The organism is Streptomyces sp. NBC_00286, assembly GCF_036173125.1.
GTDB lineage: Bacteria > Actinomycetota > Actinomycetes > Streptomycetales > Streptomycetaceae > Streptomyces.
Genome location: NZ_CP108054.1, coordinates 9499795 through 9513798 on the forward strand (window position 1 = coordinate 9499795; position 14004 = coordinate 9513798).

The 14004-nt window shown below is 69.0% G+C and carries 9 protein-coding genes; 3 read left to right on the plus strand and 6 right to left on the minus strand.

Going from position 1 to position 14004, the window contains the following annotated elements; genetic code table 11:
- Window positions 1-240: 240 nt before the first annotated feature.
- The 5 genes from abc-f to OHT21_RS42935 form a co-directional block, all read right to left on the minus strand.
- Window positions 241-1887: a ribosomal protection-like ABC-F family protein gene (abc-f, locus tag OHT21_RS42915; protein WP_328773651.1), complete on the minus strand. Its 1647-nt coding sequence runs from the start codon at window positions 1885-1887 to the stop codon at window positions 241-243.
- Window positions 1888-2075: 188 nt separating this feature from the next.
- Entirely contained in the window at window positions 2076-2882 is an 807-nt protein-coding gene (locus tag OHT21_RS42920) for a carbohydrate ABC transporter permease (RefSeq protein ID WP_328774441.1), read from the minus strand.
- Between the two features lie 38 nt (window positions 2883-2920).
- Window positions 2921-3784 (minus strand): carbohydrate ABC transporter permease, encoded by an 864-nt coding sequence (locus tag OHT21_RS42925; RefSeq protein ID WP_328773652.1) that lies wholly within the window; start codon window positions 3782-3784, stop codon window positions 2921-2923.
- A 136-nt stretch (window positions 3785-3920) separates the two neighbouring features.
- A complete protein-coding gene (locus tag OHT21_RS42930) occupies window positions 3921-5198 on the minus strand; it encodes an ABC transporter substrate-binding protein (protein ID WP_328773653.1) in 1278 nt (425 codons plus the stop codon).
- 391 nt (window positions 5199-5589) lie between these two features.
- The gene (locus tag OHT21_RS42935) at window positions 5590-6351 is read right to left on the minus strand and encodes a DeoR/GlpR family DNA-binding transcription regulator (RefSeq protein ID WP_328773654.1); all 762 of its coding nucleotides are present in this window, start codon (window positions 6349-6351) and stop codon (window positions 5590-5592) included.
- 189 nt (window positions 6352-6540) lie between these two features.
- On the opposite strand from OHT21_RS42935, the gene OHT21_RS42940 reads away from it, so the two are divergent.
- The 3 genes from OHT21_RS42940 (at window position 6541) to OHT21_RS42950 (ending at window position 12031) form a co-directional block, all read left to right on the plus strand.
- Complete coding sequence (locus tag OHT21_RS42940) at window positions 6541-7398, plus strand: oxygenase MpaB family protein (RefSeq protein WP_328773655.1); 858 nt, start codon at window positions 6541-6543, stop codon at window positions 7396-7398.
- A 56-nt stretch (window positions 7399-7454) separates the two neighbouring features.
- On the plus strand, window positions 7455-9752 hold the full coding sequence (locus OHT21_RS42945; protein WP_328773656.1) for a serine/threonine-protein kinase: 2298 nt from the start codon (window positions 7455-7457) through the stop codon (window positions 9750-9752).
- Window positions 9753-10423: 671 nt separating this feature from the next.
- A complete protein-coding gene (locus tag OHT21_RS42950; protein WP_443050578.1) occupies window positions 10424-12031 on the plus strand; it encodes a phytoene desaturase family protein in 1608 nt (535 codons plus the stop codon).
- A gap of 58 nt (window positions 12032-12089) precedes the next feature.
- On the opposite strand, the gene OHT21_RS42955 is transcribed toward OHT21_RS42950, so the two are convergent.
- Window positions 12090-13886 carry a serine hydrolase gene (locus tag OHT21_RS42955; RefSeq protein WP_328773658.1) on the minus strand — a complete coding sequence of 599 codons (1797 nt, stop codon included), beginning with the start codon at window positions 13884-13886 and terminating at the stop codon, window positions 12090-12092.
- Window positions 13887-14004: the final 118 nt, after the last annotated feature.

Consider the following 14004-nt stretch of genomic DNA (forward strand, 5'->3'; position numbering starts at 1 on the left):
TGGTGCCGGCGCCCGCGTGTGCAACCCTCGCGCGGCGCTCGCGGGCGGAGGTCGCAGGCCCTACCGGGCCAGAGCCCTGGTGCCGGCGCCCGCGTGTGCGGCCCTCGCGCGGCGCTCGTGGGCGGATGCGGCCAGGGCCTTGGTCCAGGCCCGCGTGTGCGGCTCTCGCGCGGCGCTCGTGGGCGGAGGCCCACGCCTCCCGCGCCAGGGCACTTGCCCTCGGCCCGGCAGGGTCAGCAGTCAGCATCTGCGGCCGCCGCACAGCTCCAGTCGCTGTCCCGGGAACCGCTCGCGGAAGCCGCGGTCGTGCGAGACCGCGACCACCGCGCCCGGGTACTCCGCGAGTGCCGCCTCCAGGTCCTCGACCAGATCGAGCGCGATGTGGTTCGTCGGTTCGTCGAGTACGAGCAGGTCCGCGGGCCGCGTCACCAGGCTCGCGATCTGCAGCCGCCGCTGCTGCCCCGCCGACAGCGCCGCGACCGGGACGTGCAGGTCCTCCTCACGGAACAGGCCCAGCGTCAGCAGCTGTTCGGCATACTCCTCTGACAGCCCGGGCCGCCCGTCCGCGAAGGCGGCGAGCAGCGGGAGCCGCGTCGAGCGCGCGGGCAGCTCCTGCGCCAGGTACCCGACCCGCGCGCAGCGGCGTACCGTGCCCGCGTCCGGCTCCAGGTCGCCCGCCAGGACGCGCAACAGCGTCGTCTTGCCCGCCCCGTTCTCGCCAGTGACCAGCAGCCGTTGCCCGGGCGCGATCGTCAACGGCCCGTCCAGACGCAGCCGTTCACCGACCGCTATGCCGTCGAACTCGACGAGCGGGCTGTCGGCGGGACGCTCTCCGTCCGCCGCCGTCAGCGCCGCCGTGAACCGCAGCGGTTCCGGCGGCGCCGCCACCGGGTTGCGTCGCAGGTGGGCCAGCCGCTCCCGGACCGCCCGCACCTGCCCGCCGAGCTTCGCCTGGTGCGAGCGGCGGTGCTTGCCGAAGCCCTGCCGCGGGTCCTTGCCGGTGGTGGCCAGCCGCCTCCCGGCGGCCTCGAGCAACTCCTCGGTACGGGCCACCTCCTCGAGCCAGTCCGCGTACTCCTGTTCCGCACGGCGCCGGGCGGCGGCCTTCGCGGCGCGGTAGCCGGCCCAGCCGTTGCCGTACCGGTGCACTGTGCGCGTATCGCGGTCGACCTCGAGGATCGTGGTGGCGATGCGTTCCAGGAAGCCGCGGTCGTGGGTGACCGCGACAACGGTCCCGCGGTGCGCGCGCAGATGCTCCTCCAGCCAGTGAACCGCCGCTGCGTCGAGGTGGTTCGTGGGCTCGTCGAGGAGCAGCAGTTCGGGGGCGGCGGCCAGTACGCAGGCGAGCGCGAGCCGCGACTGTTCGCCGCCGGAGAGCGAGCCGAGCAGGCGGTCGCGGGTGATCCCGGCGAGCCCGAGCCCGTGCAGGGCGGCGTCGACGCGGGCATCCGCCTCGTATCCACCGCGTTCCTCGTACGCGGTCAACAGCTCGCCGTACGCGGCTAGTTCGTCCTCCGACGCCTCGCCGAGGTGTTCCTCCGCCGTGCGCAGCCGGCGTTCCATGCCGCGCAGTTCGGTGAGGGCGAGGTCGACGGCGTCCTGCACGGTGCAGCCCGGGTCGAGGTCGAGGGTCTGGGCGAGGTGGCCGGTGCCGCCGGGGAAACTGCCGGTGATCTCCCCGGCGTCCGGCACCTCTGCTCCGGCCAGCAGCCGCAGCAGAGTGGACTTGCCGGAGCCGTTCTCGCCGATGACGGCGGCCTTCTCGCCTGGGCGGACGGTGAAGGAGACCTGGTCGAGGATGGTCCGGGTGCCGTACGACTTGGTGACGTCCTTGACGGACAGCTGTGCCACGGGGGCGGGCACAGCGGTATGGGCGCGTTCGCGCATGTCACTTTCCCTGAGGATGCGAGATGTCTACGGGGCAACAGAAACGGCGCTGTTGGCCGTGCCCGGACTCAGAGAAAGTAGAAGAAAGCCATGACCTCACCATAACAAGACGGCACGTCTCGTTCCACCTCGCGTGCGTCGCGAAGTCCGTGACCTATGCCACCCGCCCAGGGGAGGGTGGCTGTCCCTCACTCGCGCACCGCCCCCTTCGTGGCGTCGGCGATGAAGTTGCGGGCGAACAGGGAGAACACCAGCACCAGCGGCAGTACGGCGAGCAGTACGCCGGCCATGACCATGGCGTAGTCCTGGCGGCCGTGCGAGACGTTGAGCTGGGAGAGGGCGACTTGCAGGGTCACCCGGTCCGGGTTGACCAGGGCGACGAGCGGCCAGACGTAGTCGTTCCACGCGGCGACGAAGGTGTAGATGCCGAGGAAGGCGAGCCCCGGCCGTACGGCCGGCAATCCGACGTGCCAGTACTGCCGGAAGAAGCCGCAGCCGTCCATGCGGGCGGCGTCGATGAGTTCGTCGTGAATGGCGCCGATCATGTACTGACGCATCCAGAAGATTCCGAAGGCATTCGCTGTCGCCGGGAAGACGACGGCCTTGAGTGATCCCAGCCAGCCCAGTTCCGCCATGATGAGGTACTGGGGAATGATCGCGAGCTGGAGCGGCAGCATGAAGATGGCCATCAGCATACCGAACAGCACACGTCTGCCGGGGAATTCGTATTTGGCGAACGCGAACGCAGCCAGCGAGTCGAGAAGCAGGACGAGCGCCGTCGTACTCACGGCCACGATGACCGTGTTGAACATCGCCCCGAAGAAATCGATGCTGTCCAGCAAGCGCTGGATGTTGTCGAACAGATGAGGCCCGAAGGTGAGCTTCGGCGGGTATTTGGAGATGTCCTGCGTCGTGTTGGTCGCCATCACGATGGTCCAGTAGAACGGGAACATCGAGACCAGGACCCCGACCAACAGGATCGCGTGGAGGAGCATTCCTCTGGCGGTCCGCGGCCGGCGGACTTTGAGCGCCTTCACCCCTTTCTCCTTCCTTGGACAAGTCGCCAGTTGATGGCCACGAACAGCAGGATGACCAGGAAGAACGCCCAGACGATCGCGGCGGCGTAACCGAAGTTGTTGTTGTCGAAAGCCTGGTGGTAGAAGTACAGAAGCGTGGTCAGTCCGGCTTGTCCCGGACCGCCGGAATTCGGATTGTTGGCCGCGTTGCTGCCGAACAGAACCTGAGGCTCCGTAAAACTCTGCAGGCCGTTGACCGTCGAGATGATCACCGTGAACAGAATGATCGGGCGCATCATCGGGACGGTGATCGAGAAGAAGGTCCGTACCGGCCCCGCGCCGTCGAGCTTGGCGGCCTCGTAGACATCCGAGGGAATCGCCTGCAGACCGGCCAGGTAAATGATCATGTTGTAGCCGGTCCACTGCCAGGTCATCAGCATGGCGATGACCGCTTTGATCGTCCACTCGTTGTTCAGCCAGGGGACCGACGGCACATTCACCGCCTGCAATGCCGCGTTGACGACGCCGTACCGGTCGCTGAAGGCCGAGAAGAAGAAGATGGAGACCGCGACCACAGAAGTGACGTTCGGGACGAAATAGGCAACGCGGTAGAAGCTCGTGAGGCGGCGCGTGGAATTCAGCATGGTGGCCAGCACCAGTGCCATGAACAGCATGGGGAATGTGGAGAACACCCAGATCACCAGGGTGTTCCGCAGCGCCAGCCAGAAGGTGGGGTCCTCGAACAGGAAGCGGAACTGCTCAAGCCCGACGTAGCTCATCTCGCCGATGCCGTCCCAGCGTTGGAACGCCAGGTACAGCGAATAGATCATCGGGAAGAACAGGAAGGTCAGGAACAGCAGGAAGAACGGCGACACCGCCACGTACTGCGGCCAGAAGGACAGAAGCCGCCGCGGCCCCCGGCGCCGCCGCGGCCGTCCGGAACTCCGGTCGGTGCGGCGGTGCTTCTGAGGAACCTGGGGTGCTGCGGCGGGCCCGGCCGTGGGGGGTGCTGCCACTTCAGCTCACGCCCTGCTGCTTGCCGATCTGCTTGGCCTGCTCGACGGCGTCCTTCCAGGCGTCGTCCGGCTTCTTGCCTTTCGACTCGATGCTGGTCAGCTCGTTGTAGAACGGCACGGCCACCGCCGCGTTCGCCGGAGCCTCGTAGAAGGCCGGCACCTTCTCGGCGGCCGGGCCGAACACCTCGATCGTCTTCTGACCGCCGAAGAACGGGTCGCCTTCGGTCAGGGCGGGCAGCTCGTAGGCGGCCGGGGCGGAGGGGAACAGCGCCGCGTCCTGGAAGCCACGGCCCTGGTTCTCTGGGCTGAGCAGCCACTTGATGATCTCGAAGGCGACTTCCGGGTTGCGGCACTCCTTGGGCAGGGCCAGGAAGGAGCCGCCCATGTTGGAGGGCCCGCCGGGCAGCGGAGCGACCCGCCATTTGCCCGCGGTGTCCGGCGCCATGTCCTTGACGTCCAGCGCCATCCAGGCGGCCCCCAGCTGGGTGGCCACGGACCCGTCGGCCACGGCGGCTTTCAGACTCTCGTCGTTGATCTTGGCGTCGGCGCCGGATTCGTAGAGCTTCACGGCGAGGTCCCAGCACGTGCGGACGTGGTCCTGGTCGCCGATGAACTTGTTGTCCTCGTCGATCATGCGCTTGCTGCCCTGACCGAGGGACATGTCGAAGACGGCCGTCATGTTGTTGAGCAGAAACGCCTTGGGGTACGCCTTCTGGATCTCGGCTCCGATCGCGAAGTAGTCCTCCCAAGTGGCTATCTCCGCGGCCACCTTGGCCGGGTCCGTGGGCAGTCCGGCCTTCGCGAACATGTCCTCGCGGTAGTACATCGCGGTCGGACCGATGTCGATCGGGAAGCCGATCTGCTTGCCGTCCTGGGTCTGTCCCTGCTTCAGCTTCCAGTCCAGGTATTCCGAGGCGATCTTGTCGGCGCCCAGGGTGTTGAGGTCGATGAACCGGCTTGCGTTGGGCAGGAAGGAGGCGATGTCCTCGCCCTTGATCCCGGTGATGTCCGGTACGAAGCTGCGGCCGTTCATCGTGGTGAGCAGCTTCTGCTTGAAGGTGCCGCCGATGATCGAGGACTTCAGCGTCACGTCCGTGAACTGCTTCTTGGCGTCCGCCACGACCTTGTCGCTGAGGCCACCGCCCCAGTACCACAGGGTCAGTTCCTTGCCGTCCTTCGTACCGCTGCTGCTGTCCGAGCCCCCGCACGCTGCGGTGACTCCGGCGCCCGCCGCGACGAGCAGCGCCGTCTGGACGAACCGTCTACGGGACAGATCCACTTTCGTTCTCCTACTGTTCGACGTGATCGGTGACCGCGGGTGCTTCACCCGGGCACCGGGCTGCGCCAGTTCGTAGGGCAGAGCTGCCTGGTCGCAGGGCCCGAGACATAAGCGCTCCCCTCCCCCTGAGCCGTCGACAGCGAATGGCGGCATGGTGCGTTATTGCTCAGGAAGTACCGGTGCAGTGATGACACCTGCTCGAATTACGCAGAAGCTTGCACCTGGTGCGCAGATCTGGCAAGACTTCATCGCGATCCTGCGCGAGTTTGATTGAACTTGGAGGGTGGCGTGATCTGTACGGCTCCTGCCCGGCGCCGTGAATTGATCTTGCGAGCGCCGCGCTCACCAGCGGAATCCGTCCGGACGGTGGCGCTGAACCACCGCCTCGGGGTCACGTCCGTACGACGGTGACGCCGGCTTCCTGAAGCGTCGCGCAGGTCGCGGCGTCCGCCGCGGTGTTGGTCACGACCACATCGAGTTCCCTCGGCCCGCAGACCTGGGCCATGCCCGTGCCCGGGAACTTCCGCTCGTCGGCGAGGAGTACGACCTGTTCACTGGCGGCGATCATGGAGCGCTTGACGGGCACCTCGATGACGGTGGTGTCCATGACCTGGCCGCCTGGGCGGACCCCGCTCGTGCCGAGGAACAGCCAGTCGGCGTGCAACTGTCGCAGATTGTCCTCGGTGAGAAAGCCGACCAACGAGCGGTACTCGCGTCGCACCATTCCGCCGAGGAGCACCAGGGCGATGCTCTCCTCGTTCGCGAGTTCCTCGTACACCACCAGGTTGCTGGTGATCACGGTCAGTTGACGGCCGCGCAACTGCCGGGCCAGCCGATAGGCGGTCGTTCCGATGTCGAGCAGGACCGACTGACCGTCCTCGATCATGGCGGCGGCCCGCACCGCTATCGCGTCCTTCTCGGCCACGCCCACCTCGACGACCTCTGCGAACGGCTGATCGCCCTGCTGGTCACCCTCCCCGATGACCGCTCCTCCGTGGACGCGGGTGAGGAGCCCGTCCTCTTCCAGCCGGACCAGGTCGCGCCGGACGGTCGCGGCGCTCACGCCCAGTTGCCCGCAGAGATCGGTCACCGAGGCGGGGCCGCCCGAGCGCAGAGCTCGCAGGATCAGTTGATGTCTTCGCTCAGCCAGCACGCGGTAGACAGTACTCGTCAAAGGCGATCAGATCTATGCGCGCTCTTGCAGAGATTTTTGCATTCTCTACGTATGCAATCAAGCCACGATGATCGACTTGCGCGACCTCCGACGCCTCCCCGGCCGATCTCTCGCCTTCCGTGTCGCAGGGGCTGTACCAAAGGGCCATGGCCTGGTCACACTGGCAGCGTGGACGTGGATCACAAGCGCGACCCCGGACTCTTCGGCCCCGACTCGATCACCTGGCAACTGCACAGCGACCCGATGATGTGGGTCGCCGGCATCCGCGCGCTCTACCTCCAGGCCCTGCACCCGCGCGCGGTACGCGGCGTCATGCAGAACTCCGACTTCCGCAAGGACGCCTGGGGTCGCCTCATGCGCACGGCCAACTTCGTCGGCACGACGACGTACGGCACCACGGAGGCGGCCGAGAAGGCGGGCGCCCGGGTCCGGAAGATCCACGCCATGCTCACCGCCACGGACCCCGACACGGGGGAGCGCTACCGGATCGACGAACCCGAGCTGCTGCTCTGGGTGCACTGCGCCGAGATCGACTCCTACCTCGATGTCGCCCGCCGCTCCGGCATCCGCCTCACGGAAGCGCAGGCCGACCGCTATATCGGCGAACACCGCGAGAGTGCCCGCCTGGTGGGCCTCGACCCCGTGGACGTACCCGCTGACCAGGCCCAACTCGCCGCGTACTTCGAGAAGATACGGCCCGAGCTGGCCGCCGGAGAGGACGCACGGGACGTCGAGGACTTCCTGCGCCGGCCGCCGACACCCGCCCTGCTCGTCCCGGCGCGCGAACTGGTGTGGCGGGGCGTGGCGGAAGTCGCGTACGCCTCACTGCCGCCGTACGCCCATGAGCTGTATGGACGATCCGCACCCTCGCGCGAGGCCGTGAACCTTCAACTGCGTTTCACCGGCACCATGCTGCGCAGGATTCCCGCACGTGTGCGCTGGCAACTCCCGCCCAAGCACATTATCCGCGCCATGTCACGGCTCGGCCCCGGCTCCCGGCCTGCCCCGTTCAAACTCGGACGGTAGCTCGCCATACTGGACGGGCCAGGGGAGGGCACACGCGACGGGGGCGGGCGGCAGAGATGGGGGAGACCAGGCTGATCCAGGGCCGGTACCGGCTGCTCGACCTGATCGGTCGCGGTGGCATGGGGGAGGTGTGGCGTGCGCGCGACGAGTCGCTGGGCAGACAGGTCGCCGTCAAGTGCCTCAAACCACTGGGCCACCATCACGACCAGTCCTTCACCCGCGTCCTGAGGGAACGCTTCCGGCGCGAGGCCCGTGTGGCCGCCGCCCTCCAGCACCGCGGGGTGACCGTCGTCCACGACTTCGGCGAGTCCGACGGCGTGCTCTATCTCGTCATGGAGCTGCTGGACGGGCGGAACCTCAGCCAGCTCCTGGAGGACAACAAGCATCATCCGCTGCCGGTCGCCGACGTCGTGGAGATCGCCGACCAGGTGTCCGCCGCGCTCGCCTACACCCACCAACAGGGCATCGTGCACCGCGACTTGAAGCCCGCGAACATCATGCGGCTCACCGACGGCACGGTGAAGATCTGCGACTTCGGCATAGCTCGCCTCGGCCACGACATCGGTTTCACTGCCCGACTGACTGGTACGGGCATCGCGATGGGCACCCCGCACTACATGTCGCCCGAGCAGATCAGCGGCGTGACCGTCGACGAGCGCAGCGATCTCTACTCGTTCGGGTGTGTGCTGTACGAGATCGCCACCGGGGCGCCGCCGTTCGACCTCGACGACGCCTGGGCCGTACTCGTCGGACACCGGGACACGCCTCCCGAGCCGCCGCGGCGCCACCGGGCCGATCTCCCCGAGTACGTCGAGGAGATCATCCTCGACCTGCTGGCCAAGGAGCCTGAGCAACGGCCGAGCGACGCCCGGGAGTTGAGTCACCGGATCAGTGCGGCTCGTACGACTCCGGTGTATGTGCCGACCGTGGTGTCGCCTCCTGTGCGCCGGCAGGCGCCGGAGCCGGAGCCGGATGCGGCTGCGGCTGCCGCTGCCGCTGCCGCTGCGGCTGGGGCTGCGGCTGGGGGTGCTGCTCGCGAACCGCGGTTGCCGTCCTGGACCCGTGGCATGACCACCGGTCACAAGGCGGCAGGCGCGGGGCCGCGGAGCACACCGCCGGACGCTGCGGCGGGACTGACCGGCGAGTGGATCGCCCGTACGGACAGCCGATTCGCGCCGGAGCCTGTCCAGGCAGAACGGCCTACTCCCTCACCGGAGTTGATCAGCACCCTCACCGGTCGGCACAACGCGGGCCTGAGCCTTGGGCGCCTCGGCCGCTGGGCGGAGGCCGGTGAGGTGCACCGCGCGGTCGCCGCCGAACGCGAGCACGCGCTCGGGCCGGACCATCCCGATACCCTCGCCAGCCGGTACGAGGTCGCCTTCACCCTCAGCCGTACCGGGCGCCCCGCCGACGCGTTGCGCGAGTACACGCGTGTGGCCGAGTCCAGGGAGCGGGTGCTTGGGCCGGATCATCCGGACACGCTGGCGGCGCGGCAGGAGATGGCTTACGTGCTGGGGCAGTTGGGTCGGCACTTTGAGGCGCATCAGGTGTACACGTCGGTGCTTGCGGTCCGGGAGCGCGCCATGGGGCCCGACCATCCCGACACGTTGCGCTGCCGCCACAATCTGGCCTTCAACCTCAGCCGGCTTGGGCGGCTGGAGGATTCGTACCGTATGGCCGTGGATGTGGCCGCGGCCCGTGGACGGGTGCTCGGCGCGAACCATCCCGACACCCTCGTCACCCGGTATGAAGTGGCTTACGCGCTCGGTCAGTTGGGACGCTGGCCGGAGGCGCTCCAGACCTACCAGGAGGTCGCCGAGGCCCGGGCCGCGGCTCTCGGGCCCGACCACCCCGACACGCTCGCCGCGCGCTACGAGGTCGGTATCAGCCTTGGCCGGCTCGGGCGCAGCGCCCAGGCGCTGACGCTGTACGGCGACCTGATCGACGACCGCACCCGCGTCCACGGGGCGGCCCACCCCGAGACGCTGCGCGCCCGGCACGGCCTCTGCGTCAACCTCGGCCGGCTGGGGCGCTGGGAGGAGGCGCTGGCCGAGTCGCGCGACGTGTGCGCCATCCGTGAGCGCGTCCTCGGACCGGATCACCCGGACACGCTGGTCAGCCGCCGCGAGGTCGCCGTCGGGCTGGGCTGGCTCGGGCGCTGGGGGGACGCGCTGGTGGAGTACCGGCGGGTCGCCGCGGCGCGCGAGCAGGTGCTTGGTGCGGATCACCCCGATGCGCTGGCCAGTCGCAATGACGAGGCGCATTGCCTGGAGCAGTTGGGGCGGGGTGCGGAGGCGGTGGAGTTGTACCGGCGGGTGGCGTCGCTTCGGCAGCGGCGTGCCTCTGGCGGTTGAGGCGGTTTCTTTCCCCAGCCCCGCCCCTTCCCGAAACCCCGCCAGGGGGTGGCGAGTGACACTGCGTGTCGCGGCTGCGGGTGCGTTGTGGTTGCTCGCGCAGTTCCCCGCGCCCCTTGGGTGGTTGCTGGGTGCGGGGCCGTGGTCCGGTGCGTCAGCCCGTCGCCAACAGGGCATACGGCCCCGTGCTGACACAGGGCGCAGGTATGCCCAGACCGAAGCTAAGCGACGGGCATACGACGCACCGGCCCACGTCCCCTCCCACCGGAGGGAAGCTGCCGGTAGTCGGGGGTCCAGGCTTTTCCGCGCGGGCGGGTACGGGGGCTCGGGCCCCTTCCGGGTCGCGGGCGGTACGGGCGCGGGCCCATTCGGGCCGCGGGCTGGTTCGTGGCGCGGGCCCCTTCCGGGGCGGGGGCCTTTTCGGTTCGCTTGCTCTTCGGGGTGCGGGCAGTCGCAGGTTTTTTAGGGCGCGGGGAACTGCGCGACCAGCCACAACGAACCCGCAGCCGCGACACAACATGTCACCCACCACCCCGGTAGGCACCCACCCACCCGCCGTAGGCGCCCCACCCAGCCGGAGGCAGGGGGCCTGGGGCGCAGCCCCAGTTTCGGGAAGGGGCGGGGCTGGGGAAAAGGAACCCCCCAAGCGCACCGCCGCCTGCCGCGTATCTATGGCCGACCTAGATCACCCCGTGTTACGAAGAGGCATGCGCGCACTCAAGGGACACGAGGAATTCGACGCAGTGATCGTCGGCGGAGGCCACAACGGTCTGGTCGCCGCCGCCTACCTGGCCCGCGCGGGAAGGACCGTACTGCTACTGGAGCGCCTGCAAAACACCGGCGGCGCCGCCGTGTCCAGCCGCCCGTTCGCCGGCCTGGACGCACGCCTGTCCCGCTACTCGTACCTGGTCAGCCTTCTGCCCAGGAAGATCGTGCGGGATCTCAGCCTCGACTTCCGAGTCCGCGCCCGCACAGTGTCCTCGTACACGCCCACCGAGCGAGACGGACGCCCGACCGGCCTCCTCGTCGGCGGCGGCGAGCGCCGCACCCGAGAGGCTTTCGCGCGACTGACGGGTTCGGACCGCGAGTACAAGGCCTGGCAGCGCTTCTACGCCATGACCGGCCGCGTAGCCAAGCAGGTGTTCCCCACCCTCACCGAACCCCTGCCGACGCGCGACGAACTGAGCCGCCGCATCGACGACCCGGAAGCCTGGCGGGTGCTCTTCGAGGAACCGATCGGCACGGTCATCGAGGAGAACTTTGCCGACGACCTCGTACGAGGCGTCGTGCTCACCGACGCACTCATCGGGACCTTCGCCGACGCCCACGACCCCTCCCTGCGCCAGAACCGCTGCTTCCTCTACCACGTGATCGGCGGCGGCACCGGCGACTGGGACGTACCGGTCGGCGGTATGGGCGCTCTCACCGACGCACTGGCCGGAGCCGCCCGCGCAGCGGGTGCCGTCATCGCGACCGGGCACGAGGTCGTGCGGGTCGAGAGCGACGGACGAGCGGCGGAGGTCACGTACCGGACGGAAGACGCGGAGGGAGTCGTCGCCGCCCGGCACGTCCTGGTGAACGCCTCGCCCCAGGAGCTCGCGAGCCTCACCGGAGAGGAGCCTCCCGCTCCCGCCGAGGGCGCCCAGCTCAAGGTGAACATGCTGCTCAAGCGGCTGCCTAGGCTCCGCGACACCTCCGTCGATCCGCGCGAGGCGTTCTCCGGGACCTTCCATATCGCCGAGGGATACGAGCAGTTGGCGACCGCACACGCTCAGGCCGCGTCCGGTGAGCTGCCTGCCGCCCCGCCCTCCGAGATCTACTGCCACTCGCTCACAGACCCCACGATCCTGGGCCCCGATCTGGTCCGGCAGGGCTACCAGACGCTCACCCTCTTCGGCCTGCACACACCGGCCCGGCTCTTCGCCCACGACAACGACGCCGTACGCGAGGAGTTGCTCAAGTCGACCCTCGCGCAACTCGACACCCACCTGGCCGAACCCCTCGCCGACTGTCTGGCCACGGATGCGGACGGTCGGCCCTGTATCGAGGCGAAGACCCCCCTGGACCTGGAGCGCGACCTGCGGCTGCCCGGCGGCAACATCTTCCACCGCGACCTCGCCTTCCCCTACGCCCAGGAGGGCACCGGCCGCTGGGGCGTGGAGACCCGGCACGCGAACATCCTGCTGTGCGGCGCGGGCGCCGTGCGGGGCGGCGGAGTGAGCGGGGTACCGGGGCACAACGCGGCGATGGCGGTGCTGAAGGGTCAGAGGCGCGGGTAGCCCCGCTAGCTTGTCAGGCGTCGGCCAAGTTGCTGGTCCGCCGCCCGCCAGTCGCCGGTCAGTCGCCGGACGGCGTCCAGCCCTTCGCCTCGATTCGTGCCGCGTCCGCCGGTCTCGCCTCGTCGAAGATGACGCGGTCGTCGTCCTCTACGCGCAGACCGTCCACGTACGCGCCGCGGCCGACGTAGCGCTCGTCCGTCGTATAGCGCCACCGCAGTAGGACCTGCGGCGCCGCGACCAGGTCCGCGGTGAGCCGGTGCCAGACCCGGCCCGACCAGCCGGTCACCGAACCGGCCGGATGCTCCTGCGTCTCCCCGCCTTGGCGCCGCGTCGTGAACGGCACCGGCTGCCACGTCGTGCCGCCGTCCGCCGAGGACTCCAGGAACAGGGCGTCCGACCGAGGTTCGGTGTCCCACCACAGGGCGCACCGCAGCCGGCCGCCGGCGGGGACGGCGAGCGCGGGGAGCGTCAGCGTCGCGGACGTCGCGGTGGCCATGCCCGAGAACCAGGCCGTACGCCCTCGCGCGGGCCGGACCGGGACCGCCCGTGCCAGATTGTTCGCGGCGGCGACCCGGGGAGCGGAGCCGGATCGCCAACTGCGTACCGGATGAACGGAGTTGCCCAGCACGATCAGGAAGGAGTCGGTCGTGGGGTCGAGGACCATCGACGTGCCGGTGAAGCCGGTGTGGCCCGCGGTGCGTGGAGTGGCCATCGCGCCCATGTACCAGTGCTGGTAGAGCTCGAAGCCGAGGCCGTGCTCATCGCCTGGGAACGCCGTGTTGAAGTCGGTGAACATCAGGTCCACCGACTCGGGCTTCAGGATCCGGGCCCTGCCGTACGAGCCGCCGTTGAGGAGCGTGCGGCCGAGGACCGCGAGGTCCCACGCGGTGGAGAAGACGCCCGCATGGCCCGCGACCCCGCCCAGGCTGTACGCGTTCTCGTCGTGCACCTCGCCCCACACCAGGCCGCGGTCGATCCCGGACCAGGGCTTGCGGGCGTCCTCCGTGGCGGCGATCTTCGGCTTCCAGGAGGCGGGCGGGTTGTAGCGAGTGCGGTGCATCCCTAGTGGAGCGGTGATCTCGTTTCGGAGCAGTGCATCCAGAGGGTGACCGGTGATCTGCTCCAGGACCAGTTGGAGCGAGATCAGGTTGAGGTCCGAGTAGAGGTACGCGCTGCCCGGCGGGGCGATCGGCGCCTCGTTCCAGATGAGTTGGAGCTTCTCCTCGTACGTCGGCGCGTTGTAGAGCGGTATCCAGGCGCGGAACCCGGAGGTGTGCGTGAGGAGCTGGCGGATCGTGATGTCCTGCTTTCCCGCCCGCCCGAACTCCGGCAGGTACGAGGCGACCTTCCCCTCCAGCTCCAGAGCGCCCCGCTCGATCTGCTGCACGGCCAGGATCGACGTGAACAGCTTGGAGACCGAGGCGAGGTCGAAGATCGTGTCCTCGGCCATCGGGATCTGCTGCCCGGCGGGAAACTCCACGCCGGTGTCCGTCTTCTCGTCGTACGCGGAGTAGCGCACCGCCTTGCCGATCGGCTGATGCAGGGCGACCGTGCCGCCGCGTCCGGCGAGTAACACGGCACCTGCGTACCAGGGGTACTTGGGGGAGGGGCCGAGGAACTTCTCCGCATCCGCGACGAGTTGGCGCAGATGGCCGGCGAGCAGGCCCGCACGCTCGGGGGTTCCGGGTCGCAGGGTCGGTCGGCTGTGCTTGGGCGCGGCCGAGGCGGGGCCCGCCGGGAAGGGTACGAGGGCCAGTGCGCCGCCCAACGCCAGGGTTTTTCCGACCAGTTGGCGACGGGTCGGCCCGCTGTCCTTGCTTTCTCTGCCCGCCTTGCCCTCTGCGCCTTCGGTCATCGAGAAGCCCTCCCGTAGCGAATCGTGCATCCCGGCCCGCCCGTTGAACGTATCTTGCCCCGTTCGTAAGAGAACTGACGCCGCACCTCCCGAAGTCCGCCTCAGCAGAAATCTGACG